Here is a 25,874-nt window from a genome sequence, read left to right as displayed (position 1 = left end):
TGGGTTGGAGTCTAGTGCAAGCGCGGCGCAAAACCCGTGATGGTTTTTTGCACCGCCCGTCATACCAGAGTCATAAATGCCCCGCAGGATAGCGATTTTCAGGGGTGCGCCAGTCGTGCAGCGAGGCAGTTCGCGGATCAGTCTTCAGCGCTCGGCGACGCTTGTGCGCCGCGCGGGTCTGGGGTGGCTGCTCGGTCTGCTGGCCAACGCGGCCAATGCTGATCCGGCAGCGGCGGACATGCGCCTGACCTTGCACATCCCGGCCCAGGAGCTGGCCCGGGCGCTGGATCAATACAGCCGCGCCACGGGCGTCGCGGTGTTGGTCGACAGTCAGTTGAGCCGGGGCCGTCGCTCCCTTGCCGTGGATGGCGAATTCACCGCCGCCGACGCTTTGCGCCATCTGCTCGGCGGCACCGGGTTGATGGCGCGCTACGCCCGGGCCGACGCGTTCACCCTGCAAGCGGCGCAGGTGGAAGACCTGCCAGTGGCGACGGACAAACCCACGCCGGCCGCTGTCGCGGTCAACCGCAGTTACGCGACGGCGGTGCAAGCGGCGATCGAGCGCAAGCTGTGCCGTTCGCCGCTGACCCGGCCGGGCAGTTATCGCGCGGTGTTGCAGGTGTGGGTCGGGCGCGACGGCGTGGTGCAGCACAACCGGTTGGTCACTTCGACCGGCGATGTACGGCGCGATAACGCGCTGGTGGAAAGTTTTCGCAACCTCACAATCGATCGGCCGACGCCCAGCGCCTTGCGCCAGCCGGTCACGTTGCTGTTGTTACCGGAGTCGTCAGGGAAACGCATGGAATGCACGAGATGGGAAGGAGTTTCCGGGGGATGAAAGACGCCGGACAAAGCGTGATGGGCCAGCTGTTCCTCAGCTCCTACGAGGATTTTCGCGTGCGCCTGCGCCGCCGCCTCGGCTCCGAGGACCTGGCCAACGACGTGCTGCACGAAACCTGGCTGCGGGTCGATCGCATGGAAACCCCGCCGAACCTGCTCAAGCCCAACGCCTACCTGTATCGCATGGCCCTGAACATCGCCGCCGACCGCCGTCAGGCCGATGCGCGCCTGCTCACCGGTACTGAGGTCGAAGAGCTGCTGCAACTGGGCGACGAGGCCCTCGACCCGGCGCGGGTGGTCGGCGGGCAAAAGGAGATGCAGGCCCTGCTCAGCGCCTTGTACGAACTGCCCGCACGACGTCGGCGGATCTTCATCGCCGCGCGGCTGGAAGAGGCGCCGCACCTGGAAATCTCCCAGCGTTTCGGCATTTCCACGCGCATGGTCGAGAAGGAAATCAAAGCCGCGCTGGGCTTCTGCGCAGCGAAACTTGAAAGAAAAGTGTTTCAGCGGTTCGGTCGCGGGGCCGGAAAACCGTCTAGCGAATAGTGACCCGATTAATCCGTTGAGAATTTGCGCGTTTGAACATCTTTCGACTGAAACCCGCCGAGCCTTCGGCCACCGAGTCTCTGCACAGCGAAGCCCAAGATTGGCTGATCCTGCTGACCTCGGGCCGCGCCACCGTCGCCGACGCCCGCGCCCTGCGCGAATGGTGCGCGCAAAGTGGCGAACACGCTCGGGCCTTCGAAGAAGCCAAGCGGCTATGGCATCACCTGCAACCGGCCGCCGAAGCCGTGCAGGGCCGACGCAGTTTCGGTCGACGGGCATTTCTCGGCGGCGCGATTGCCGCATCCGCCGCGTTCCTGCTGGTGCGCGGCACCATTCCCGGCGGCTTCGAAGGACTGGGCGCCGACTACATCACCGAAGTCGGCCAGCAGCGCCGCGTCGAACCGGCACAAGGCGTCAGCCTCGAACTCAACACGCAGACCCGCATCAACCAGCGCAGCGTCGAAAACGGCGTGCAGGGCTTTGAACTGGTCAGCGGCGAAGTCGAAGTGCAAACCGCACGCCTGCCGCTGGCGATGCAGGCCGGGGCAGGGTGGTTGCGCGCCAGTCAGGCGCGCTTCAACCTGCGCAACACCGACCAGCAAGTCTGCGTGACCTGCCTCGACGGCGCGGTCGACGTCGCCATCGACGGCCGCAACCTGCGCCTCGAAGCGGGCCAGCAAGTCACCTACGACGCACGGCAAATCGGCAACGTGCAAACCGTCGACACCGCCGCCGTGATGAACTGGCGCCAACAAGTGCTGGTGTTCAACGGCGCGACCCTCAGCCAGATGATCGACGAAATCAACCGCTACCGCCCCGGCATGCTCCTGCTGCTCAACCGCGAACTCGGCCAACGCCGCGTCCAGGCCCGCTTCAACCTCGACCAACTCGCCGGCGTCGCCCTGCTGATCCGCGATGCCTACGGCGTCAAATGCACCGAACTGCCGGGCGGCGTGGTCGTGCTCAGCTAACTGCCTGCCACACACAGATCCCCGTGGAGCGAGCCTGCTCGCGAAGGCGGTTTCCCAGCCGACCAATATCTTCCGGTCGCACTCGATCCCTGTGGGAGCTGGCTTGCCAGCGATGACGGCCTAACAGCCCACCAACCTAAAGCTGACCGCCCCCAACCCAATTGTGGGAGCGAGCCTGCTCGCGAAAGCGGTTGCCCAACTGACCAATATCGTCCGGTCGCACTCGAACCCTGTGGGAGCTGGCTTGCCAGCGATAACGGCCTAACAGCCAACCAACCTGCAACTGACCGCCCCCAACCCAACTGTGGGAGCGAGCTTGCTCGCGAAAGCGGTCTACCATCTGACCAATATCTTCCGGTCGCACTCGATCCCTGTGGGAGCTGGCTTGCCAGCGATGACGGCCTAACAGCCAACCAACCTGCAACTGACCGCCACCAACCCAGTTGTAGGAGCGAGCCTGCTCGCGAAAGCGGTCTACCATCTGACCAATATCTTCCGGTCGCACTCGATTCCTGTGGGAGCTGGCTTGCCAGCGATGACGGCCTAACAGCCACCCAACCTGCAACTGACCGCCCCCAACCCAATTGTGGGAGCGAGCCTGCTCGCGAAAGCGGTTGCCCAACTGACCAATATTTTCCGGTCGCACTCGATCCCTGTGGGAGCTGGCTTGCCAGCGATGACGGCCTAACAGCCACCCAACCTGCAACTGACCGCCCCCAACCCAATTGTGGGAGCGAGCCTGCTCGCGAAGGTGGTTGCCCAACTGACCAATATTTTCCGGTCGCACTCGATCCCTGTGGGAGCTGGCTTGCCAGCGATGACGGCCTAACAGCCAACCAACCTGCAACTGCCCGCCACCAACCCAATTGTGGGAGCGAGCTTGCTCGCGAAAGCGGTCTACCAGTAACAACAATATTGACTGACCCACCGCAATCACGAGCAGGCTCACTCCTACAAAAGCCCTGCGGTGGTCCCGGCTACTGCAACAACCCAATCACCTGCCGATACCGCTCAACCCCTGCGCCGTCTGCCGACTCAAACGAATCTCCAACCCCAACGGATCCTCCCGCCGATTGCCGCTCAATTGCCGCCAGCCCTTGTCCACCTCCCAAACCCGCACCTGCACATCACTCACCTCACTCAACACCGCCACCCCATTCCCAGGCGCCGGCAACGGATAGCGACTGCGCGCCTCAGACACCGCCCGATACAACGTATCCCCCTTGACCCACCAGCGCACCCGCTGCAAAGCCCCCGGCTGATCCGCCGCGCTACGAATAATGTCCAGCCGAAACCCCTTGCTGTCGCTACTACGCACCGTCACCGCCGGCGGCGCAGTCGGCGCCTCATCCTCAACCCCAACTTTGCGCGGCTCGCTCAACTCCACCCCCGCGCGCATGTCCACATCGCGCTGCAACTGATTCAACACCCGCAACAACCCGTCGCTCTGCTCACTGCTGGCCTGCAAATGACTGTCCGCCCGCGTCACACTGTCCAGCCCGCGCCAGGCAATCAGACTCACCACCGCCATCAGCAGAATCGCGACCATCACCTCTATCAGAGTGAACCCTTGCTGAGTCTTCATTGAATACTGATCCGCCCAGCGCCATCGCGCAGCACACTCAGCCGATCGGCCCCATCAGACAAAATCAGCCGCAACGGCGGATTGATCCACTCGGCATTCAGCACCACCGTCTGCCGGGGCTCCACACGCACCTCCACCTTCGGGCTCTGCCACGCACGCGGGCGCAACTGCGCATCCTCCTTGAACGACTCAAACCCCACGCCATCATCCCCACGCCGCCCAAAGCGAAACCCCTTGGCATCCGCGACCCACACAATCGGCCGCCCATCGGCACGAGCCTCGGCCTGCGCCACCTGCAACAACTGCGCAACCCGCTCGGCATCCTTGCGCAACAACTGCAACGGATCGGGCTTGATACTCAAACTGATCGCCGCACTGGCAATCCCGATGATCACCAGCACCACCATCAACTCGATCAACGTAAAACCCTGCTGCCTGCTCATCACCCACGCGCTCCTTGGCGTCCCACCCCATCGTGCCCGGCGAACATGTAAGGCATGTGAAATAAAACGGAGAGAATTGCCGCGTAGGCTGGCAGCAGGGACAACAAGGAGCGACAACCCATGAAACTCACCGCACGGATTACCCCGGCGCAAACCGTCCAGACCCTGGCCCTGCTCGCCGCCCTGGTGGGCGTCGCGACTTGGTCGTCGTTGCTGCTGACCACGGCGGAATCCCACACCCCCGCAGCCACCCCGCAAGTGCTCGCGGCGAGGAGCGATAGCCCGGCGTTGCAGTGGTTCTCCAATGAGACCGCACCGGTGGATATCAAGGTGAGCGGGGTGATCGCAGGCGGGAGTGGGACGGTGGCGATATTGAGTTTGAATGATGGCGCGCCGAGGAGTTTTTGGTGGGGGAGAAGGTTGGGGTTGGGGTGAAGTTGGTGGGGGTAGAGGGGGATGGGGTGGTGATTGAGCGGGGTGGGGAGAGGGTGAGTTTGGGGGTGGAGAGGTTGGGGGAGGGGTGGTGTTGCCGACGTTGACGCGGCCTTGAAATGTCGAATGGATAAACTGAAGAGCCGGGTATTCGCTTCTGTCTTTGCCCGCAACGAATTATTGGAAGCACTCACTAACGGGCATGGCCAGATGCGACTTAAGTGCTTCAAAAGTGGACTCCTTCGATTATCGGGGTTCCAAGAGTGATGTCAGGATGCTACCGTTTGAGAACGGACAACCTCACACGAAGGGGCAGGAATGATCAAGGGACAGTCAATAAAGAGTACCGCGCGCCTTATCGTTGAGGCAAAAGGTGCAAGTGATGTGATGTTCGTCGTCCGCCGGGACTCTGTAACTCCAGTCCGGCAAAAAGAAATTGGTATTAATTATCTCCAGCATGATGGCGATTCAATTCTTGCCTCGGACGTTGGAAAAGTCTCTAGCTTTAATATCAGCGGGAAAGAAATTAAGCGGAGAGATCTTCCACTAATAAAAAAGGTTATACCTCAGTATAGGACATGGAAAGACTGGCATGGGCGAGAGCATGACGGCATCCAGCATCGGACTATGGATGTATACCCTATAGATTTTATTTCTCCTCCCAGTGAAAAACTATTCCTTAAAGATTTTGGCGGAATATTGTACATCGCGACACGTCAAATAGATCTCTCGAGTGATGCAGTACTTGCCTTGCATTTGGCTAATCTGCTACTTGAATATTTCAATGAGTTTCAAATATTCGATTTTTCAAAAGGCACGATCTCAGATTTATCCGCGCGCCAGCTTCAATGGGAAGTACTGCCCCAAGGAAATACCCTTGGAGCAGAGCCTCGGGCATTGTGGCTCCCTACCTTACAAAGCTCAGTCAGTCAGAAAAAGGAGTAATTGAGCATAGAATGCGAGAAATATCCAAGTACGAACCAGATTTTTTAGCTACAGGCCGTGGCGGGTACTCAGGATATTTTGTCTATGGTTTTACATCTAAAAAGCTTCATTTTTTAGAAAGTATTCATCTCAACAATGCTACGTATATATTTGGAGATGACTGGGAAAAGCTTTCATCGTTGTCGAAGGAAGAGATTATTAATGGTGGGCACGAATATCTAAGAATAATACATGACAAAAAATGGACAGGAAAAATCCGGCAGTTGTTTCGTGCCTGACATGCTAGTGCTTGGTTAATTTTCAATTAAGGATCTAATATGAAAGCTTTTTGCGTTTTCAATAATAAAGGTGGAGTTGGCAAGACAACCCTACTTTGTAATTTAGCTGCGCATTATGCTTTGAGAAGTAATAAGAAGGTGCTTGTGGTTGACGCTGACCCACAATGCAATGCTACCGCATATATGTTCAAGGAGAAGGTCCTTGATGATCTTTATGCGTCATCTAAAGATGGAGAAACTATAAATCAGTTAGTGACTTCCTTGAAAAAATCGAAGGGTTACTCTGAGATTCCGATTAAAAAAGTGAATCTTTCGGCGTGGATGTAGTACCCGGCGATCCTAGGTTTTCTTTAGCTGAGGATTTTTTGGCGAAGGACTGGGTAGATGCAACTAGCGGGCAGGAGCGAGGATTAAAAACTACATTTCTTTTTAGAGCGCTGCTGGAGTGGGCTTCGAAAAAAAATACGATTATGTTTTTTTTGATATAGGTCCTTCACTTGGCGCGATAAATCGCACTGTTCTTTTGTCGTGTGACTATTTTATTTTGCCTATGTCCTCGGATATTTTTAGCTTGCGGGGGCTTCAAAATATAGAGGTTGCAATTACCAGTTGGACTAAGGGCTTGGAGCGTGGTCTTACAAGTTACAAAGAAGATAATAATGAAGATTTTCTATTTGATGGTCTGCATCAAAGAAATCCTCAAGGCATTAAGTTTCTCGGTTATGTTACCCAGCAATACACTGCTAAAACCGTAGCAGGAAAAAAACAACCCGTAGATGCTTACGAAAAGATCATAAAACGTATCGGGCCAGCTATCAAAAAAGTCTGATAGAGAAAATAAACCATGGAAAGGTATTAGAGTACAAACTTGGTGAAATCCCTTACTTCAGCAGTTTGGTTCCAATGGCCCAAACATCTACGAAGCCAATATTTATGCTGAAGTCGGCTGATGGAGTAGTGGGTGCGCACTTTGACAAGGTAAAACAATTTGAAAAGGTCATCGCAGACATCGCTGCAAGTCTACGTGTGAATATGGATGAGATTATCTAAATGTCAATTTGGCCAAAGGAACTAATTCACTCCATAGCTTGCAGGCGCTGTGTGCTTTTTTTGGCGCTGGCGTCTCTATGAACTCTTCAGGGAACGGTGGTGTAAGACCCCGAGTTGGGCAAGTTTTTTAACTGAGGCCGCAAGGGAGATAGGCGCTCCTGGTAAGAAGATAGTTAAGGAAATTAACGCACTTATAAAAGCTGGGGATTACCTCACCGCAGCCGAAGTTATACGGAACGAAATTAGACAGGAAAAATTTACAAACTTGGTAAAATCGCGTTTCCACACGCCTGACTTCAAAGCAGCCCCAATACACAAGACGCTATTTAATTTAGACTTGCGAATAGCAATTACGCCTAACTTTGACAGCATCTACGAGACCGCAGCAGGTGAGCGCGGGGCCGGAGCACTTACTACAAAGATTTATCATGATGACGACATTGCAGATTGTTTACGCAGACATGAGCGAGTTTTGATAAAGAGTCACGGAACGATTTCCTCTCCGAACAAGCTGATTTTCACAAGAGCCGATTACGCTAAAGCTCGTAACTCTCATAGTCAGTTTTATGAGCTGTTAGATGCGCTTCTTCGCACCCATACCTTTATTTTTGTTGGGTGTGGTGTAAGTGATCCGGATATTAGATCTCTATTAGAAAACTACAGGTACAGACATCCGTATGGGCAAAGTCATTATTTTGTAACCGCCTCAAATAATTTTTGCTCAGAGGTCAAGTCTGTATTAAGTGATTCATTGAAAATAAATTTCATAGAATATGCTGCGACTAAGGATCATGCTAACTTATCAAAAGAACTCGACTCATTAAAGGTGTTGGTCGAGCTTGAAAGAATTGAGTTGAGTAAAAGTCAAGCGTGGTAGCAAATAAAACGTTGTGCTCCGCGTCCGCGGTTGGGCATTCGCTGCTGATTACGATGTTTATGTGGTCGTTTGTAGGCTTCATTCAGTTGAGGTCGTTTAATCAACAATGGCGACGGGTCTATTTTGAATTGTTTGATAAATAAATCCGTCTCCTTTGATTTATAAGCGGGAAATGTCTTTTATATAATTTTTCTTAATAACGGGGATAAAGCGTATTATTACATCGTGAAATTTGCACACATTTCGCAAATGTTCGTGCATCAATTTTAATTCATACTGAGCCATCAATGGTATGTCAGTTTTAACTGGCATCGGTAAGCGCTGGTCGCATAGGAGCCACAGGCACACTATGTAGTCTTCGCCATGGATGTCCGCAATACTGGATTTAATGTACTCCAGGTATTCTAGTTTTCGTGTACTAACAGACAAACTTGTGTGGCGCCTGATTTCGTCGAGAAAAGTTTGGTCATTGATGAAAGCTTGGCAGTAGAATTGGGCTTGTGAAAACAAATAGTTTGTTGAAGAGGCATTTTTGTATGGTTTGCAATGAATAATTCTCATCTTATTATTATCGGTGAGATCTAAAATGTCACAAAATTCTTTGTCTTTGCGACCGGATCCTATCTGGAGCTTCGCTTGGTCAAACAAAACGCACGAAGGGCGTATTTCGCATATTTTTTTATTAAAGATGCTCTCTCTGTTTTGCATTTTTATATCGTCGCTGATATCGATATGTCTATAAGTATCTTCGCATGCTTCTTCGTGGAGTGTGACTTTAGTGAAGTTTATTATTTCCGTGTAAAAGTCGCTATCTACTTCCAGCCATTTCCCGTCGCTTAATACAAAGTATTTATCCCCTAAGGCTTGTTCAAAAGATAGGCAGTTGTATATTGGCCATTTCTTGTAGCCTAGCACTTGGTTTTCTTCATGGGAATACGCATAAATATGCTTTGATTTCAATGCTGCGGATGTTATTTTTTCAGCCTTCATATGGTCGAATAATTGGCGGATGTCTAGGTACGCATAAGTCCTATCGCCGGACCGTTTGTTACTTGAATACGAGAATCCGTAATCCGGATCAATTAGTACTTCGGGAATCCCTAGACTAACATTGCTTGTGTTCTTTAATCGAAGGTGAGTGAGTAGATACTCATCTAATATCTTGCTTTCTGACTCCGTCGCTTCGTCAAAGTGCTTGTAGTTTGGGAAGAGCGTGGTGTAATCCTTGCATGCATAGGCAACTAAAAAATCTTCGCAATAGCCAATCAATAGCGGCCAATTCAGCTTATCTTGTCCAATAATTTTTATTGTTAAGTTGTTGCGACCTTGAAGAGTTATATTGCTGTGGTCTTTCATGTGAGCCGATATATACCGAAGGTCTTCCGTTTCGCTAAGGCCGAAAGCGAAAGAGTCAATCGGCTTGTTTACCTGTCTGTCGATATGTGTTGGGGTAATTGCGTGGCTCTCGGTTTTTGTCTGACGTATTTCTTCGTTGCCGCACATGTTCATAGCTGTTTTTATTCCAAAATCCGGCTCGAAAGCACTTCGATCTAGATAGCTTGCGGCACTGCGGCCAAAGGTCGCAGCAAACACCCTTTCGTTGACGGTTAAAAATAAGATTCCATTTGGGTTTTTGGCTTTCGAGCTGAAGAGAGGTGCTTCTACCGATGGAAGTTTTTCATTGATGAAGTTCAACCAAGGCGGATTTGATTTTGCGCTCGTTGTCTCAAAATAAATGAAGTGACAATCTGTTTCATTGACCGAAAACTTGAATTCTCGCGCAGATGAGTTTTTTAAAACATCTTTTTTTTGTCGAGTATAGAGTCGACTTTTCTTTCTTCTCTTGAGAGGAAAAATGATATTTGGGCGATTTCAACTCCTTGATCGGCCATGGTTATCCTCTGATTAGACGCGGATTATTCAATAGCTAAGCAGCATTAGTGGTTATGTCAATAAACAACCCTTAGCGTTTCGGGTAGGCAGAAAATTTTCCGGGTGGTCGAACTGACTCCTAACCCCCAGATACGTTTCTGGCCGGCACCAATAGCTGGAAATGACCGAAATCAGGAGGGAGGTCATCAGTGACTATCGTACGATGACGACCAGATTTGCTAATTTGTTGTTTTAAATCAATGGCTAGGATGAAGGGGGCATATTTTAATCGCGTGACTAGATCACTTATTTCGTTAAGGTTACGAGACAGATGACGTTTCGTTAAACATCCTTGTTTAGAAAGACATCTCCAGTCACGGTCCCAGGCTACATATCCTTGCGCCTTTGCCTACAGCTACGCCAGAATCCGCCGGCTTGTGGGCTTTGTACCTGGTCTATATCGTCTATGGGTCGCTGGCAATCCAGCGACCGGGTTTAGCGACCCGACCAGGTATAAGTTCAACGACGCTCCAGTTTGTCGCGTTTGCGATGACGCTATGGTGGCTGTGCGTGGGAGACCTTCGGGTCTGCCGGGTCTTATACCTCTCGGTTCGCTAACCCGCGCACAGCTGCCACCCTTACTTGTTTAGCGACAAGTCTTGGTGGTTTCACCAGGTATAAAAATGGAGCTTCACCATGATCAAACCAACACCCAACCCGCCCGAAACCGACCCCACCTCTCCCTACGAATCCCTCGATTCCAACAAACTCCACGAAGCCGCTGACCGCGCGCTTGATCATTACCTGTCGCCAAACAATCTCCTGCCTCCGCCGCGTAAGGCGCGGGGATGTATGCGGTGACGGCGGATACCAAGAATGAAGAACTGCTGGCTGATGCGAGTGAAACGCTGGCTTCGGCGAAGACGATTGCTCAGGACATTTCCAGTTTGCTGCCAGCGCCGCAGCGGCGGGCGTTGTTGGGGGTTGCTCAACTGATCATGTTGGGGGAGCTGGCGGTGAATCGGGCGCTGGATAATTTGGAATTGCCGGGTTGATGCGGGTGTCCGGATCACCTGGTGATTGATCGGGTGCTCATTCTGGCGCTTTCGCGAGCAAGCTCGCTCCCACAGGGTTTTATGCTGATTGCAGAAGTTTTCTACGATCCTGGAACCTGTGGGAGCAGTCGATTATCACCACGTTGTCTTCGTGTGGTTATTGAGTCGCTTCAGGACATTCACCGGTCCATCGCGTCACCGTCATGTCGTTGAACTGCTCACCGATGGTATCGACGCGCAGGCAAGCGCCTTTCTTCGAGTAGTACAAGATGCAGCGCGAGCTATCAAACGAGCAGGTGTCCAGTTCGAAGTAGTTGCGTGCAGCCAGCTCCTTCTCCACGCCACTGTATTCATAACCGTCTGTGGTGTGCATCGGTGTTGGCTTCCATCCTTGTTTGACGAGCTTGGATTTGGCCGCAGCCAAACGCTCACCGACGACGATGCCTGCTGGCTCGTGAATGTCGCTTGGCGTCTGTGAGTCATCGGCAAACGCTGTGCTGATACCCATGCAATACAGTGCGATAAGTACAAGGATCGAAGCTTTGATTTCACAGTTCCTTCAGCTGACTTGTAGCTCGACAAAACCAGCCATGACTACCACGCACCCGAGCGGATCTGCCCGTTTGCCTTTAATTCACGAAGCTTTTCTTGCCATGCGGCGCGATCGTTCTTGGGAGTTACCGGATCGAAAGCGAGATACTGCCTGTCACACCACGCATCGATTTGGCCGAGCCAATAGGTTTGACCGGCGTGCCCCGTGTCGAGGCGCTTCAGTAAGTAGCCGAGTTGTTGCCACGTCGGTATCAGTCGGAAAATGGCGCTGCGCCGTTCCGACGTAAGCTCATGCCAGTCTTGATCAAGTTTGGCCGTCAATCTGATGCTCGATAAGGACCACGGTATTTTGTCCAGTTTCGCAATCACCATCGCAAACACTTTCTCCGAAGGATCATCAAGCGCCTCGAACAGCTCAGACAGTTGATCATCGCGAAGCAGGCGTGTTGCGGCTTGGCGCACGGTCACATAGCTCGAGCGCAGCGCAGGTGTATGCCATCGCTGTGGCAACTCCACACCCAGTTCTGTGGCGAGCCCGAGCACGCCCAGCCAATGTTGTTTTGATGTGGGCAAAGGCTGACGTAAGCGCTCGGTCAGCACTGCATGAGCAACAACATCGTTACGAGCCGCAGCCCAAAGCGCGAGATTGCGGACCGCCGGTGAAACATCCAACAAAGTTTCGCGCAGTACAGGTTTCGGATCGGCGAGCAGCGGCAGCAGCGCATAAAGCACGCGTACGCGGATTTTGGCACCGGGGTGAGACATGGCATCAAGGAGCAACGGCAGACTCTGCGTCGCCGGCAGTGTCAGGCTCGCCGACACGGCCATCAACCGTACGGTCAACTCGCGATGAGCCAACGCGCTTCGTATGAGCGTTTCGGGAGACTCGGGGGCTTCAAGCAACAGCGTAAACAGGTAGCGCGCGGCTTTGCCCTGGCGATTCAAGAAGTCGGCGTAGACCTCATCCCAGCACTCCACCGATTGCAGCATCGCTCGGACCGCCGACAATGTCTGTGCGTGGTCGACGCGGCGTTGCGCTGCCAATGCCATCAAGGGTTCCAGTGCTGATAACCATGCCTGGGTGTGATCTGGTGACAGGTAGTGCTTCAGGCCTTCCGCTGCCAAGTCGCGAACCTGAGGGACCCAATCGTTCAGACGTTCGATCAACACGGCTAATGCTTCGGGGACGGTTGCCTGCACAGTTCTCGCACAGCGACTTCCCGGACGAAACCGTTGGAGTGATTGCTCACGTCTGCCCATGTACCGGTGTTATTGAAGTGAGCGAGTATCTCCAGCGCCTCGTTGCGCCGATAGTTTTCATAATGGGAGAGCTGTCCTTGCTTGCGTGCCAACCGAGCCAGCCAGTCTTGTGTCGTGTTCATGGGCAGTCCTGTGCGTCCTTGCGGGTGCATATTGTTTGTGCAAAAGCAGCAGCCTACGCGACTTGCTCTTGCGGGCAAAATTCTCGGGTAACGGTACGGATCTTTTCAGGAGGTAGGCGGGGCAGTAATTTTTCGACGATCGTCCATGTTTAAAAAGACATCTCCAGTCACGCTCCCAGGCTACATATCCTTGCGCCTTTGCCTACAGCTACGCCAGAATCCGCCGGCTTGTGCGCCTAGGGGGCGGGTTCTATTGTGGTCGCGTCGCTGACGAATCAGCGATCGGGTTTCGCAGCCCGGATCAATCAAGGCGCACAGCGCTCCAGTTCGTTGTCATTTTTGGCAGTGATGCTTTATGGCGGCTGCGCGCGGGATACCTTCGGGTATGCCGGGTTCCTTGATTCCCGGTCTGCGAACCTGCGTACAGCTGCCACCTCTCTTCGTTTCGCAGCGAAACGTGGCGGCTCCAATAATCAAGGAGCTTCACCATGATCAAACCAACACCCAACCCACCCGAAACCGATCCCACGTCTCCCTACGAATCCCTCGATTCCAACAAGCTCCACGAAGCCGCTGACCGCGCGCTCGATCATTACCTGTCTCCAAACAATCTCCTGCCTCCGCCACGTAAGGCGCGTGGGATGTATGCGGTGACGGCGGATACCAAGAATGAAGAACTGCTGGCGGATGCGAGTGAAACGCTTGCTTCGGCGAAGACGATTGCTCAGGACATTTCCAGTCTGTTGCCGGCACCGCAGCGTCGGGCGTTGTTGGGGGTTGCTCAACTGATCATGCTGGGGGAGCTGGCGGTGAATCGGGTTATGGATAATTTGGAGGTGGCGGGGTGATGTGATGTGCGGGGCGCCAGCGGGTTGATTTGTTGTTTGGGCTGGCGCCTTCGCGAGCAGGCTCGCTCCCACAGGGGATTTGTGTTTGTTGCGGGAGGGAAGATCAAAGATCGCAGCCTTCGGCAGCTCCTACGGTGGGCGGGTCAGTAAGGTTTCCAACCTGGCCAACGGCGGCGCATCCTGGTTGCGGTCAAATACTTGGATTCCAACCTTGAGCAACCGTCCATTCTCTGCGCTGGCGATCACCTGTTCACAGCGCAACATAAGTCGCCCTTGATCACATTCAACAGCCTTCACCCCATTCGGCAATCGGCCCTCCAGGCGCAACTCAGCCATCCGACTCTGCGCAGCAATCAGCGCAATCGATCTATCGCGCAATACCCCATTACTCTGCGTCATCAACCCCGCCACACGTACGGCGGCGGACATGGCGACGGCGATGATCGCCAGTGCCACCAGCACTTCAATCAGGGTGAATCCTTTCTCTCTCGAACACCCGCGCATACATGGCCCAAAAGCAAAACCCAGCCCTCGACGCTAACCCCCGTCCTTGACGGCTTGACGACGGAAACACCCGAGGATTTTCAACATCCCTGACATATCTTCTTGCAACACTGCGCGTCGAAATCAGGTCAAGCCAGGGAATGTCGAGATGGATATCGCACCTTTGAACACGCTCAGTCAGTCGCCGCGCACACCGCGTAGCCAGCAGGGTTTTACCTTGATTGAGATCATGGTGGTGGTGGTGATTCTGGGGATTCTCGCGGCGATGGTGGTGCCCAAGGTGCTTGATCGGCCGGATCAGGCGCGGGCGACGGCGGCGAAGCAGGATATTGGTGGGTTGATGCAGGCGTTGAAGTTGTATCGCCTCGATCACGGCACGTATCCGAGCATGAATCAGGGGCTGAAGGTGTTGGTCGAGCGGCCGGCGGATGCGAAGAACAGCAACTGGCGTTCGTATCTGGAGCGTTTGCCCAATGACCCGTGGGGCCGGCCTTATCAGTACCTCAACCCGGGCGCGAATGGCGAGGTCGATATCTTTTCCCTCGGCGCCGATGGCCAGCCTGACGGCGATGGCGTGAATGCCGATATCGGTTCCTGGCAGTTGTAAGGCCGGCCGTGAACACAGGTTCGCTCAACGGGGCGAAGCAACGGGGCATGGCGATTATCAGCGCGTTGTTGATCGCCGCCGTGGTGGCGGTGATTGCGGCGGGGATGTTGACGCGCCAGAGCGTGGCGACCCGGGCGCTGGAGGCCGATCAGCAGCGGGTGCAGGGGCGCTGGGTGGCGCAGGGTGGTCTGGAGATCAGCCGACAGTTGCTGTGGGATGCGCGCCTGCGTGATCCGTTGACCCGGCGCGATCAACCTTGGGCGCAGCCGTTGTTGGCGGCGGGTTTTGCCGGGCGGCTGGAGGATGAGCAGGGCAAGTTCAACCTGCGCAATCTGGTCGCCAATGAGCGCATCGATGAGGCGCAAGTGCAGGCGTTCGAGCGTTTGTGCGAGCTGATTGGTGTGAGCGCCGTTGTCAGCCAGCGCATCCGTCAGCGGGTGATTGCCGGGTATCCGCATTTGCTGAATGCGCAGATTGGTGCGACGGGCAAAGCCGGTTTCGACAGTGGCCGCGCCACTTCGCCCGATGCCGATCACAAACCGCAACCGCCGAAGGTGCCGATGGTGCGCACACTCGATGACTTGCGCAGCGTCGAAGGCGTGACGGATGCGCTGATCGGCCAACTGGCGCCGTACGTGACGGTGATTCCGGCGACGACGTGGATCAACGGCAACACCGCCACGGCGCAGGTGCTGGCGGCGTATGTGCCGGGGCTTTCGCTGGAGCGGGCGACGGCGTTGATTGCCGAGCGTGACGCCGGGCGCTGGTTTATCAATCGCGGCGATTTCGTGAACCGCTTGCGCATGCCGCAGCTGGAAATGAGCAGCGTCAAGGTCGGTATCACCAGTGACTGGTTTCGTTTGCGCGGTGAGGCGCGGCGGGATCAGCGTCGGGTCAGTCTCGACGCTTTGCTGCACCGCAGCGAGGATCGGCTGCCGCAGGTGATCTGGTCGCGGGTGGGCGCATGAGCCAGTTGCGCGTCGGGTTGCCGCCGCTGGCGGAGCTGGAGTTGCACAGCGAAGTGAGCTGCGCCTGGCTGGATCGTCAGGGGCAGGTCAGTCGTGAGGAACGGCTGACTTTGAGTCAGTTGGGGCAACGGCCGAAGCAACCACCGCTGCTGTGTTTTCTGCATCCGGCCGACAGCCTGCTCGCCAGCATTGATCTGCCGCCGTTGCCCGCTAACAAAACCGCGGCCGCTGTGCAGTGCGCGGCGCAGGCGTTGATGCTCGGTGATAGCAGCCAGATGCATATCGGCCACAGCCCTCGTGATGCGAGTGGGCAGGTGCAAATCGCCTGGGTGGCGCGGCAGCACTTGCAGCGTCTGGCTGCGGTGCTCAAGCAGGCGAAGTTGACGCTGCGCGGTTTGTATCCGGCGCCGTACAGCCTGCCAGTGCTGCCGGGGGTTGTCGCTTGTGTGGCGGACGGGCATTTGCTCCGGCGCGAGAGTTTGAACAGCGCGCAGGTTGAGCCGTTGCTCGGTGACGAAGTTGATGAGGCATCGTTCGCAGCGGACGCGACACAACGCTGGATCGGTCCATTGCCCGGTTGGGGGTTGCACGGTGGTCTGCAGCAAAGCGGCGGCGAGCAACGTGGCTGGGGTCGCGCTGTCGGGTGTGTGGCTTTGGCCGTGGCAGTCTGGGTGATCGGGCTGAATCTTTACGCCGCTCGCGAAGCGCGGCAGGGCCAGCAGCTCAAGGCGCAGATGAGTCAGCGGGTGAAGCAGGCGTTCCCGGAATTGCCGGTGATTCTCAACCCGCTGCAACAGGCGCGTCAGCAACTGGAGCAGCGGCAAAAGGCGCGGTCGATGACCCGGCGCAGAACTTCAATCGGCTGGTGTTGCAGGCCGGCACGGGCATGCCGTTCATGGCTGGCAGTGTCGAGCGCCTGAATTACCGCGACGGCGTCTTACAGCTTGCGCTGCTCAGCGATGCAAACCGTGGCGGCAACGACAAGGGCTGGCAAAGCACCTTGGCCCAGGCCGGCATCAGCGTCACTACCGATGACGCAGGCTGGACGCTGCGCCCGAGCGATGAATCCAGCGCAAACACCAACGAAGACGACGACAGCGGAGCAGACGATGAGTAGGGCGACGCTGGCGATTTACCGTGCGCGCTGGCAGCGCTTCAGCAGCCAGTTGCAGGCCCGTTGGCAGCCATTGGCGCTGCGTGAAAAACGCATGGTCGCCGGCATGGCCGTGGTGCTGATCGGTGTGCTGACCTGGCTGACGCTGGTTAAGCCGCCGTTGGCCAGGATCACTTTTTGGCAGAGCGAAACGCCCAAGTTGCGCGCGCAAACCGAGGCGCTGGAAGTGCTGTTGCGCAGCGTCAACGTGCGGCCTCAGGGGCAAAGCGTTGGCCAGTCGCTGGAGCAGAGTCTGCAAGCGGCGGGGCTGACCGGGCATTACCAATTACAAGCAGCGGAGGGCGGTACGTGGCAGTTGAATGTCGACGCCGCGCCGGCCGATGCGCTGCTCGACTGGCTGCTCAGCGAGCCGTCACAACTTTCTCTGCAGGTGGTCGAGGCGCAGTTGCAGCGCGCAAGCGAAACCTCGACCGATGTCACCGCCGGCACATTGTCAGGCACCGTTCGCATGGATCAGGCGCAGGGCGCTAAGGAAGCTTCATGAAGGAGTCACGCTGCAAACCGGCACGTCTGGCGCTGCCGTTGTTGCTGATGGCATTGAGCGCGTGCAACAGCACCACGACGCCGCAGAATCAGCCGCCGCTGTTGGTCGACAGCGAGCTCGGGCGGCCGCTGGCCAACACCCAGCGCAGCGGCGATGCGGTGGCCGATCGCGAACGGGCGCAGGCTCAGGCGCGGCCGGTGCCGAAGCAGTTGCACAACATCAGCCAGCGCGGGCGCGGTGGTGCTGCGGCGACGAGCAACTCGGTCGCGCGCAATCCGTTGGGCGAGCAACCGGTGACGCTGAACTTCGTCGAGGCGGATATTCAGGCGGTGGTGCGTGCGCTGTCGCGTGCTACCGGGCAGCAGTTTCTCGTTGATCCTCGGGTCAAGGGCAATCTGACCTTGGTCTCGGAAGGCCAGGTGCCGGCCCGGCAGGCTTACGACATGCTGCTCGCGGCGTTGCGCATGCAAGGCTTCAGCGTGGTCGATGTCGGCGGCGTGGCGCAGGTGGTTCCCGAGGCCGACGCGAAACTGCTCGGCGGGCCGATCTACAGCGCCGACAAACCGGCCGGCAACGGCATGCTCACGCGCACGTTTCGCCTGCAATACGAGAACGCGGTGAACCTGATCCCGGTGCTGCGCCCGATCGTTTCGCCGAACAATCCGATCAATGCCTACCCGGGCAACAACACCGTGGTGATCACCGATTACGCCGAGAACCTCACCCGCGTCGCGCAGTTGATCGAGAGCATCGACACGCCGAGCGCGATCGACACCGATGTGGTGCAGATCCAGAACGGCATCGCTGCCGATATCGCGCCGATGGTGGCCGACTTGCTCGACGCGCCGGGCAATGATCCGACGCAGAAAATCGCCGTGATCGGAGACCCGCGCTCCAACACCATCATCATCCGCGCCGGCAGCCCCGAGCGTACCGAGTTGGCGCGCAACCTGATCTACAAACTCGACAACGCGCAGAGCAATCCAAGCAATCTGCACGTGGTTTATCTGCGCAACGCCCAAGCTGCAAAACTTGCGCAAGCCTTGCGTGGTTTGCTCACCGGCGAGAGTGACAGTGGCAGCAGCGACGCGGCGCGGTCGGTGCTCAGCGCGATGGGCAGCAGCACCGGCGGCAATGCCGGGCAGAACGGCCAGAGCAGCACGCCGAGCACGGGCACTTCAACGACGACTGGCAGCGGCGCAAGCGGCGGCAGCTATGCGCAGGGTAGTGGTGGCGGCAGCAGCAGTGGCGGTACGCAGAGCAGCGAACAGAACGTTGCCTTCAGCGCCGGCGGGGTGACGATTCAGGCCGATGCCACCACCAACACGCTGCTGATTTCCGCACCGGAGCCGCTGTATCGCAATCTGCGTGAGGTTATCGATCTGCTCGATCAGCGCCGTGCGCAAGTGGTGATCGAAAGCCTGATCGTCGAGGTCGGCGAGGACGATGCCAGCGAATTCGGTGTGCAATGGCAGACCGGTAATCTCGGCGGCAAAGGCGTGATCGGTGGCGCCAATCTGGGTGGCGCGGGTCTCAATACGGGAGCGAAGAACAGCATCGACGTACTGCCGCAGGGTTTGAACCTCGGCTACGTCAACGGCACCGTCGACATTCCCGGCATCGGCAAGATTCTCGACCTGAAAGTGCTGGCCCGAGCGTTGAAGAGCAAGGGCGGCACCAACGTGCTGTCGACACCGAACCTGCTGACCCTGGACAACGAAGCGGCGAGCATTTTTGTCGGCCAGACCATCCCGTTTGTCAGCGGCAGCTACGTCACCGGCGGCGGGGGCACCAGCAACAACCCGTTCCAGACCGTGACCCGCGAAGAGGTCGGCCTCAAGCTCAACGTGCGCCCGCAGATTTCCGAGGGCGGCACGGTGAAGCTGGATATCTATCAGGAAGTCAGCAGCATCGATGAGCGCGCGTCCAACAGCGTGACCGCCGCCGGCATCGTCACCAACAAACGGGCGATCGACACCAGCATTCTGCTCGACGATGGGCAGATCATGGTCCTCGGTGGTTTGCTTCAGGACGGCTACAGCCAGAGCAATGATGCCGTGCCGTGGCTGGGCAGCTTGCCGGGCATCGGCGCGCTGTTTCGCAACGAACGCCGGGCGATCACCAAGACCAACCTGATGGTGTTCCTGCGCCCGTACATCATCCGCGACAGCGAAGCGGGGCGCAGCATCACCCTCAACCGTTACGACTTCATGCGCCGCGCCCAGGGCGGCTTGCAGCCGGAACGCAGCTGGGCGATGCCCGACATGCAGGCACCGCAATTGCCAAGCGCTGCGCAAGGCGTGCCAGCGCCGGGGCGGGGCCGGGGCCGACATCAGGCCCACGCGCCACGATCAAAGCCGTACCGATTGAAGGGAGCACCCGGTTTTGACTGGAATGATGACTGTGGCGAGGGATTTATCCCCGCTCGGCTGCGTAGCAGTCGTAAAACCGGTACACGCGATTTGCCTGTAGAAACCGGTTCTAAGGTTTTGGGTCTGCTTCGCAGCCCAACGGGGATAAATCCCTCGCCACAGAGGTTCCCATTGCTACAGGGGATCCCATTGCCACGGTACCGATTGAAAGGAGCACCCGGTTTTGACTGAGATGATGACTGTGGTGAGGGATTTATCCCCGCTCGGCTGCGCAGCAGTCGTAAACCGGACACACGCGATTTGCCTGGAGAAACCGGTTCTCAGGTTTTGGGTCTGCTGCGCAGCCCAACGGGGATAAATCCCCTCGCCACAGAGGTTCCCATTGCCACAGGGGATCGCATTGCCAAGGTCTCGATTGAAGGGAGCACCCGGTTTTGACTGGAATGATGACTGTGGCGAGGGGATTTATCCCCGCTCGGCTGCGCAGCAGTCGTAAAACCGGTACACGCGATTTGCCTGTAGAAACCGGTTCTCAGGTTTTGGGTCTGCTTCGCAGCCCAACGGGGATAAATCCCTCGCCACAGAGGTTCCCATTGCTACAGGGGATCCCATTGCCACATGAGATCTCATTGCCACAGGGCATCCCATTGCCACGGTACCGATTGAAAGGAGCACCCGGTTTTGACTGAGATGATGACTGTGGTGAGGGATTTATCCCCGCTCGGCTGCGCAGCAGTCGTAAAACCGGTACACGCGATTTGCCTGGAGAAACCGGTTCTCAAGGTTTGGGTCTGCTGCGCAGCCCAACGGGGATAAATCCCTCGCCACAGAGGTTCCCATTGCCACAGGGGATCGCATTGCCAAGGTCTCGATTGAAGGGAGCACCCGGTTTTGACTGGAATGATGACTGTGGCGAGGGGATTTATCCCCGCTCGGCTGCGCAGCAGTCGTAAAACCGGTACACGGGATTTGCCTGTAGAAACCGGTTCTCAGGTTTTGGGTCTGCTTCGCAGCCCAACGGGGATAAATCCCTCGCCACAGAGGTTCCCATTGCCACAGGGGATCCCATTGCCACATGAGATCTCATTGCCACAGGGCATCCCATTGCCACGGTACCGATCGAAGGGAGCACTCGGTTTTGACTGGAATGATGATTGTGGCGAGGGATTCATCCCCGCTCGGCTGCGCAGCAGTCGTAAAACCGGTACACGCGATTTGCCTGTAGAAACCGGTTCTCAAGGTTTGGGTCTGCTTCGCAGCCCAACGGGGATAAATCCCTCACCACAGAGGTTCCCATTGCCACAGGGCATCCCATTGCCACGGTACCGATTGAAAGGAGCACCCGGTTTTGACTGAGATGATGACTGTGGCGAGGGATTCATCCCCGCTCGGCTGCGCAGCAGTCGTAAAACCGGTACACGCGATTTGCCTGTAGAAACCGGTTCTCAAGGTTTGGGTCTGCTTCGCAGCCCAACGGGGATAAATCCCTCGCCACAGAGGTTCCCATTGCTACAGGGGATCCCATTGCTACAGGGCATCCCATTGCCACGGTACCGATTGAAGGGAGCACTCGGTTTTGACTGGAATGATGATTGTGGTGAGGGGATTCATCCCCGCTCGGCTGCGCAGCAGTCGTAAAACCGGTACACGCGATTTGCCTGGAGAACCCGGTTCTAAGGTTTTGGGTCTGCTTCGCAGCCCAACGGGGATAAATCCCCTCGCCACTGGGGATCTCATTGCCACAGGGGATCGCATTGCTATGGCGAATTGTGGGGAGGGTAAGCGATGAGTGCATTGCCGTATGCCTGGGCCAAGGCGCAGCGCATTCTTTTGCGCGATGGCGTGTTGACGGTGTGCCCGTCAACGCCTGGCTGGTCGATCAGCGAGGTTCGTCGGCAGTTCGGTGCAACACAGGTGGAGCGGGTGCGTGATGACGAGCTCGACGGTTTGCTCGCCAGCGCTTACGCCGACACCGGCAGTGCGGCAGCGGTGGTTGGCGCCGCTGAGAACGAGGTCGATCTCGATCGGCTGATGCAGGACATGCCGGAAATCACCGACCTGCTCGACACCCAGGACGGCGCGCCGGTGATTCGCATGATCAACGCTTTGCTCACCCAGGCCGCGCGCGATGAGGCCAGCGACATTCATATCGAACCGTTCGAAACCCATTCGGTGGTGCGCTACCGCGTCGACGGCACCCTGCGCGATGTGGTATCGCCGCGCAAGGCGTTGCACGGTGCGCTGGTGTCGCGGATCAAGATCATGGCCCAGCTCGACATCGCCGAAAAACGCCTGCCCCAGGATGGTCGTATCGCCTTGCGCGTAGCGGGGCGGCCGATCGATATTCGTGTGTCGACGGTGCCTACCGGCCACGGCGAACGGGTGGTGATGCGCCTGCTCGACAAACAGGCCGGGCGCTTGCATCTGGAAACCCTCGGCATGGATGCGCAGGTATTGGCAAAGCTCGACCACCTGATCCGCCAGCCCCACGGCATCGTTCTGGTCACCGGGCCTACCGGCAGCGGCAAAACCACCAGCCTCTACGCGGCGCTGGCGCGGCTGGATGCGAGCACCAGCAACATCCTCACCGTGGAAGATCCGGTTGAGTACGACCTGCCGGGGATCAGCCAGATTCAGGTCAACGCCAAGATCGACATGACCTTTGCGTTGGCGCTGCGGGCGATTCTGCGCCAGGACCCGGACATCATCATGATCGGCGAGATCCGCGATCTCGAGACTGCGCAAATCGCCGTGCAGGCCTCGCTCACCGGGCATCTGGTGCTGGCGACGCTGCACACCAACGACGCAGTGTCGGCGGTCAATCGCCTGATCGATATGGGCGTTGAACCGTTCTTGCTCGCGTCATCCATGCTCGGCGTCCTCGCGCAACGTCTGGTGCGACGCCTGTGCAACCAATGCAAACAGGAAGACCCGGCCACGCCCGGCACCTGGCGTCCGGTCGGTTGCGTGGCGTGCAATCACACCGGTTACAGCGGCCGCACCGGCATCCACGAATTGTTCTGCATCGACGACAACATCCGCACACTGATTCACCAAGGGGCAGGGGAGCAGGCCCTGCGCGCGGCGGCGTCGAAAGCGGGGATGTTCAGCCTGCGTGAGGACGGTGAGCGCTGGATTCGCAGCGGTGCCACCGCGCCGGAAGAAATCCTTCGTGTGACACGGGACGCCTGATGAATCGCTATCGCTTTGAAGCGGCGGATGCCACCGGGAAAATCGAGTTCGGGCACCTTGAGGCCGACAGCCAGAGCGCAGCGTTCAGTGCCTTGCGCGGACGTGGCCTGACAGCGCTGTCGGTGCACGAGGAAAGCAACGTCGCCCGACACGGCGGCGGTTTGTTCAGCGCCAGACTCTCCGACAACGACCTCGCCTGGGCCACGCGGCAACTGGCGAGCCTGCTCGGTGCCAGTCTGCCATTGGAAGCCGCACTGAGCGCCACAGTCGAGCAGGCCGAGAAAAGCACATCGCCCAGACCCTCAGCGCCGTGCGCGCCGATGTGCGCAGCGGCATGCGTCTGGCGGAATCGCTGGCGTCGCGGCCACGGGACTTTCCCGAGATTTACCGCGCGTTGATTGCCGCTGGCGAAGAGTCCGGCGATCTGGCGCAGGTGATGGAACGGCTAGCCGATTACATCGAGGAACGCAATAACCTGCGCGGCAAGATTCTCACCGCGTTCATCTATCCGGGCGTGGTCGGGCTGGTGTCGATCGGCATTGTGATTTTCCTGCTCAGCTATGTGGTGCCGCAGGTGGTCAGCGCGTTCTCTCAAGCGCGGCAGGATTTGCCGGGGTTGACGCTGGCGATGCTCACCGCCAGTGATTTCATTCGCGCGTGGGGCTGGTTGTGTGCGGCGCTGATGGCCGGGGCGTTCTGGAGCTGGCGTCTTTATTTGCGCAATCCGGCGGCGCGGTTGAGCTGGCATCACCGGGTGCTGAAATTGCCGCTGTTCGGGCGTTTCATTCTCGGCCTGAACACCGCGCGCTTCGCCTCCACGCTGGCAATTCTCGGCGGTGCCGGCGTGCCGTTATTGCGTGCACTGGAAGCAGCGCGGCAGACGTTGTCCAACGACCGCTTGAGCCTGAGCGTCAGCGAGGCCACGGCAAAGGTGCGCGAAGGCGTCAACCTCGCCGCCGCGCTGCGCGTGGAGAATGTGTTCCCGCCGGTGCTGATTCACCTGATCGCCAGCGGCGAGAAAACCGGCTCACTGCCGCCGATGCTCGAGCGCGCGGCACAGACGCTTTCCCGGGACATTGAACGACGCGCGATGGGCATGACCGCGCTGCTTGAGCCGCTAATGATTGTGGTGATGGGCGGGGTGGTGCTGGTGATTGTGATGGCGGTGTTGTTGCCGATTATTGAGATCAACCAGTTGGTGCAGTAGCCAAATTTGATGTTGGCCGGGCCGGCCTCTTCGCGAGCAGGCTCGCTCCCACAGGGGAACGCATTTCAACCGTGGGAGCGAGCGTGCTCGCGAAAGCGCCAGTCCCGACAACACAAAACTCAAATATTTTGCACCGGCCTGACCCTCACCCGAGTCCCGATCCCGCCATCCTCGGGTTCTCCATTCTGTCATCTGCAACCACCTACCAACGGCTCCAGCCCGATTCAGCCAAACCCGCGATCCAGACGCGCCGCAACCCACCGCAAACACCCGAGAATTCCCCACAAAAATCCCCCCGCAGCTCCCGAGGTTTTTTCCTTTATCTGTCACCGGAAGCTGCGAATTTCTCCCTGCGGCTCCACTGCGGTGGACCCTCCCGGTGTCATGCAAGCCTTCCGAAACCTGTGTTCCCAACCAAGTTGAAAAGGAGATTCTTCATGTTCAAGCGCACTCTGATCGCCGCCTCACTGACCGTCGCCGCTCTGGCTTCCGCCCAGGCCATGGCCGTAACCGGTGGTGGCGCCTCGCTGCCTGCCGCGCTGTACAAAGGTTCTGCCAACAGCATCCTGCCCGCCAACTTCAGCTACGCCGTGACCGGTAGCGGCGTCGGCAAAAGCGCTTTCCTGACCAACAACGCTGCCCAGTTCAGCACCACCGGCACCGTGCACTTCGCCGCTAGCGACTCGATCCTCAGCGCTTCGGAACTCAGCACCTACACCAGCAACTTCGGTGCTTCGTACGGCCCGTTGATCCAGCTGCCATCGGTGGCCACTTCGGTTGCCATTCCGTACAAAAATCCGGTCAGACCGCGCTTAACCTGACCAGCGCTCAACTGTGCGATGCGCTGTCGGGCACCGCCACCACTTGGGGCGCTCTGCTGGGTAACGCCGACAGCACGCCGATCCGTGTGGTTTACCGCAGCGTGTCCAGTGGCACCACTGAAATCCTCAGTCGCCACCTGAACGCCGTTTGCCCAGGCAAATTCGCCGTCAACTCCACCTTCACCAACGCTCGTCTGCCGGCCGGTTCCGCGCTGCCATCGACTTGGGTCGGCGTAGCCAACACCGCTGATGTGGCCACTGCGGTGAACGCCGTGGACGGTTCGATCGGCTATGTGGGGCCGGACGGCGTGAACGCCACCAGCAACGCTGTGGTTGCCCGCGTCAATGGCGTCCAGCCAACCAACGCTAACGTGACGCTGGCGCTGAGCACTGCACCGGTGCCAAGCGCACCTGCCAACCCGGCTGGCTGGGCCCCGGTCGTGCCTAACCCGGCAAGCGGTTACCCGATTGTGGCTTACACCAACTTCATCTTCGGCCAGTGCTACAAAGATGCAGCCGTGGCCACCGCCGTGCGCAACTTCCTGACCACCCACTACAGCAATCCGGGCAACAACGTCGCCACCGTCGCCCACAGCTTCACGCCGGTTCCCAACAACTGGAAAACCGCTGTGACCGCCAACTTCATCACCAACACCTCGGGCAATAACCTGGACATCAACAACGCCAACGCCTGCAACGGCATTGGTCGTCCTTTGTAAGCCTTGTCTCAACTGCAATGAAACGGCAGCAGCCTTCGGGCTGCTGTTTTTTTGCCGATTTACTCCTTGATCATGAAGTTTGTGTGACATCCGTTCGGTCGTGAGGCTCGCCAACTGCCTATGTCGTAACAGCAGGGCTGATCCGACCTG

The 25,874-nt window shown here is 57.5% G+C and carries 18 protein-coding genes and 7 pseudogenes; 19 read left to right on the top strand and 6 right to left on the bottom strand.

What is annotated here, in order from left to right; all coding sequences use genetic code 11:
- The first annotated feature begins 115 nt into the window (after positions 1 to 115).
- From LJU32_19885 to LJU32_19875, 3 genes are read left to right on the top strand one after another with little or no spacing between them, the layout of a single operon-like run.
- The gene (locus LJU32_19885) at positions 116 to 838 is read left to right on the top strand and encodes a TonB-dependent outer membrane receptor (GenBank protein ID WKV87849.1); all 723 of its coding nucleotides are present in this window, start codon (positions 116 to 118) and stop codon (positions 836 to 838) included.
- Entirely contained in the window at positions 835 to 1,386 is a 552-nt protein-coding gene (locus LJU32_19880) for an RNA polymerase sigma factor (GenBank protein WKV87848.1), read from the top strand. Before LJU32_19885 ends, LJU32_19880 begins: the two co-directional genes overlap by 4 nt.
- Before the next feature lie 32 nt (positions 1,387 to 1,418).
- A complete protein-coding gene (locus LJU32_19875; protein ID WKV87847.1) occupies positions 1,419 to 2,357 on the top strand; it encodes a DUF4880 domain-containing protein in 939 nt (312 codons plus the stop codon).
- Positions 2,358 to 3,334: 977 nt separating this feature from the next.
- Here LJU32_19875 and LJU32_19870 read toward each other — a convergent pair.
- Positions 3,335 to 3,942, bottom strand: a pseudogene (locus tag LJU32_19870) (prepilin-type N-terminal cleavage/methylation domain-containing protein).
- Positions 3,939 to 4,385, bottom strand: coding sequence for a GspH/FimT family pseudopilin (locus LJU32_19865; protein WKV87846.1), 447 nt, complete (start codon positions 4,383 to 4,385; stop codon positions 3,939 to 3,941). The pseudogene LJU32_19870 and the gene LJU32_19865 overlap by 4 nt, the downstream one beginning before the upstream one ends.
- A gap of 120 nt (positions 4,386 to 4,505) precedes the next feature.
- Between LJU32_19865 and LJU32_19860 the strand changes: the two are divergent.
- From LJU32_19860 to LJU32_19835, 6 genes and pseudogenes are all read left to right on the top strand, one after another.
- Positions 4,506 to 4,935 (top strand): annotated as a pseudogene (locus LJU32_19860) (general secretion pathway protein GspC).
- Positions 4,936 to 5,135: 200 nt separating this feature from the next.
- The gene (locus LJU32_19855) at positions 5,136 to 5,762 is read left to right on the top strand and encodes a hypothetical protein (GenBank protein ID WKV87845.1); all 627 of its coding nucleotides are present in this window, start codon (positions 5,136 to 5,138) and stop codon (positions 5,760 to 5,762) included.
- 11 nt (positions 5,763 to 5,773) lie between these two features.
- Complete coding sequence (locus LJU32_19850) at positions 5,774 to 6,040, top strand: hypothetical protein (protein WKV87844.1); 267 nt, start codon at positions 5,774 to 5,776, stop codon at positions 6,038 to 6,040.
- A gap of 39 nt (positions 6,041 to 6,079) precedes the next feature.
- Positions 6,080 to 6,367 carry a ParA family protein gene (locus LJU32_19845; protein WKV87843.1) on the top strand — a complete coding sequence of 96 codons (288 nt, stop codon included), beginning with the start codon at positions 6,080 to 6,082 and terminating at the stop codon, positions 6,365 to 6,367.
- A gap of 118 nt (positions 6,368 to 6,485) precedes the next feature.
- Positions 6,486 to 6,869, top strand: a complete 384-nt coding sequence (locus LJU32_19840; GenBank protein WKV87842.1) for a ParA family protein — start codon at positions 6,486 to 6,488, stop codon at positions 6,867 to 6,869.
- A 486-nt stretch (positions 6,870 to 7,355) separates the two neighbouring features.
- Complete coding sequence (locus LJU32_19835) at positions 7,356 to 7,967, top strand: SIR2 family protein (protein ID WKV87841.1); 612 nt, start codon at positions 7,356 to 7,358, stop codon at positions 7,965 to 7,967.
- 159 nt (positions 7,968 to 8,126) lie between these two features.
- Here the strand turns inward: LJU32_19835 and LJU32_19830 are convergent, their stop codons facing one another.
- Positions 8,127 to 9,824, bottom strand: a complete 1,698-nt coding sequence (locus tag LJU32_19830; protein WKV91156.1) for a TIGR04141 family sporadically distributed protein — start codon at positions 9,822 to 9,824, stop codon at positions 8,127 to 8,129.
- A 711-nt stretch (positions 9,825 to 10,535) separates the two neighbouring features.
- Here LJU32_19830 and LJU32_19825 point away from each other — a divergent pair.
- Positions 10,536 to 10,894: pseudogene (locus LJU32_19825) on the top strand (DUF6124 family protein).
- A 157-nt stretch (positions 10,895 to 11,051) separates the two neighbouring features.
- On the opposite strand, the gene LJU32_19820 reads toward LJU32_19825, so the two are convergent.
- Positions 11,052 to 11,402 carry a hypothetical protein gene (locus tag LJU32_19820; GenBank protein ID WKV87840.1) on the bottom strand — a complete coding sequence of 117 codons (351 nt, stop codon included), beginning with the start codon at positions 11,400 to 11,402 and terminating at the stop codon, positions 11,052 to 11,054.
- Positions 11,403 to 11,488: 86 nt separating this feature from the next.
- Positions 11,489 to 12,613: a PBS lyase gene (locus LJU32_19815; protein ID WKV87839.1), complete on the bottom strand. Its 1,125-nt coding sequence runs from the start codon at positions 12,611 to 12,613 to the stop codon at positions 11,489 to 11,491.
- A gap of 703 nt (positions 12,614 to 13,316) precedes the next feature.
- On the opposite strand from LJU32_19815, the gene LJU32_19810 reads away from it, so the two are divergent.
- Entirely contained in the window at positions 13,317 to 13,676 is a 360-nt protein-coding gene (locus LJU32_19810; GenBank protein WKV87838.1) for a DUF6124 family protein, read from the top strand.
- 129 nt (positions 13,677 to 13,805) lie between these two features.
- Here the strand turns inward: LJU32_19810 and gspI are convergent, their stop codons facing one another.
- Positions 13,806 to 14,180 (bottom strand): type II secretion system minor pseudopilin GspI, encoded by a 375-nt coding sequence (gspI, locus tag LJU32_19805; protein ID WKV87837.1) that lies wholly within the window; start codon positions 14,178 to 14,180, stop codon positions 13,806 to 13,808.
- A gap of 148 nt (positions 14,181 to 14,328) precedes the next feature.
- Here gspI and gspG point away from each other — a divergent pair, with 148 nt between their 5' ends.
- The 8 genes and pseudogenes from gspG to LJU32_19765 all read left to right on the top strand — a co-directional run bounded on the left by gspG (position 14,329) and on the right by LJU32_19765 (position 25,724).
- Complete coding sequence (gene gspG / locus LJU32_19800) at positions 14,329 to 14,787, top strand: type II secretion system major pseudopilin GspG (GenBank protein WKV87836.1); 459 nt, start codon at positions 14,329 to 14,331, stop codon at positions 14,785 to 14,787.
- Positions 14,788 to 14,834: 47 nt separating this feature from the next.
- Positions 14,835 to 15,755 carry a type II secretion system minor pseudopilin GspK gene (gene gspK / locus LJU32_19795; GenBank protein ID WKV87835.1) on the top strand — a complete coding sequence of 307 codons (921 nt, stop codon included), beginning with the start codon at positions 14,835 to 14,837 and terminating at the stop codon, positions 15,753 to 15,755.
- Positions 15,752 to 16,872: pseudogene (gene gspL, locus LJU32_19790) on the top strand (type II secretion system protein GspL). The gene gspK and the pseudogene gspL overlap by 4 nt, the downstream one beginning before the upstream one ends.
- A complete protein-coding gene (locus LJU32_19785) occupies positions 16,865 to 17,413 on the top strand; it encodes a type II secretion system protein M (GenBank protein ID WKV87834.1) in 549 nt (182 codons plus the stop codon). The pseudogene gspL and the gene LJU32_19785 overlap by 8 nt, the downstream one beginning before the upstream one ends.
- A pseudogene (gene gspD / locus LJU32_19780) lies at positions 17,410 to 19,802 on the top strand (type II secretion system secretin GspD). Before LJU32_19785 ends, gspD begins: the two are co-directional and overlap by 4 nt.
- A gap of 1,768 nt (positions 19,803 to 21,570) precedes the next feature.
- Entirely contained in the window at positions 21,571 to 22,977 is a 1,407-nt protein-coding gene (gene gspE, locus LJU32_19775) for a type II secretion system ATPase GspE (protein ID WKV87833.1), read from the top strand.
- Positions 22,977 to 24,184: pseudogene (gspF, locus tag LJU32_19770) on the top strand (type II secretion system inner membrane protein GspF). Before gspE ends, gspF begins: the two are co-directional and overlap by 1 nt.
- 437 nt (positions 24,185 to 24,621) lie before the next feature.
- Positions 24,622 to 25,724: pseudogene (locus LJU32_19765) on the top strand (substrate-binding domain-containing protein).
- Positions 25,725 to 25,874 lie beyond the last annotated feature (150 nt).

The sequence above is a fragment of the Pseudomonas sp. B21_DOA genome, assembly GCA_030544685.1.
Classification (GTDB): Bacteria; Pseudomonadota; Gammaproteobacteria; order Pseudomonadales; family Pseudomonadaceae; genus Aquipseudomonas; species Aquipseudomonas fluorescens_AO.
The sequence above is the reverse complement of the archived record's forward strand: the minus strand, read 5'-3'. Positions and strand labels throughout refer to the sequence as shown.

Coding starts and splice junctions, on each gene's coding strand:
- LJU32_19880 (WKV87848.1), top strand. CDS start 835: ATGAAAGACGCCGGACAAAGCGTGATGGGCCAGCTGTTCCTCAGCTCC.
- LJU32_19865 (WKV87846.1), bottom strand. CDS start 4,385: ATGAGCAGGCAGCAGGGTTTTACGTTGATCGAGTTGATGGTGGTGCTG.
- LJU32_19855 (WKV87845.1), top strand. CDS start 5,136: ATGATCAAGGGACAGTCAATAAAGAGTACCGCGCGCCTTATCGTTGAG.
- LJU32_19850 (WKV87844.1), top strand. CDS start 5,774: ATGCGAGAAATATCCAAGTACGAACCAGATTTTTTAGCTACAGGCCGT.
- LJU32_19845 (WKV87843.1), top strand. CDS start 6,080: ATGAAAGCTTTTTGCGTTTTCAATAATAAAGGTGGAGTTGGCAAGACA.
- LJU32_19820 (WKV87840.1), bottom strand. CDS start 11,402: ATGGGTATCAGCACAGCGTTTGCCGATGACTCACAGACGCCAAGCGAC.
- LJU32_19810 (WKV87838.1), top strand. CDS start 13,317: ATGATCAAACCAACACCCAACCCACCCGAAACCGATCCCACGTCTCCC.
- gspI (WKV87837.1), bottom strand. CDS start 14,180: ATGCGCGGGTGTTCGAGAGAGAAAGGATTCACCCTGATTGAAGTGCTG.
- gspG (WKV87836.1), top strand. CDS start 14,329: ATGGATATCGCACCTTTGAACACGCTCAGTCAGTCGCCGCGCACACCG.
- gspK (WKV87835.1), top strand. CDS start 14,835: ATGGCGATTATCAGCGCGTTGTTGATCGCCGCCGTGGTGGCGGTGATT.
- LJU32_19785 (WKV87834.1), top strand. CDS start 16,865: ATGAGTAGGGCGACGCTGGCGATTTACCGTGCGCGCTGGCAGCGCTTC.
- gspE (WKV87833.1), top strand. CDS start 21,571: ATGAGTGCATTGCCGTATGCCTGGGCCAAGGCGCAGCGCATTCTTTTG.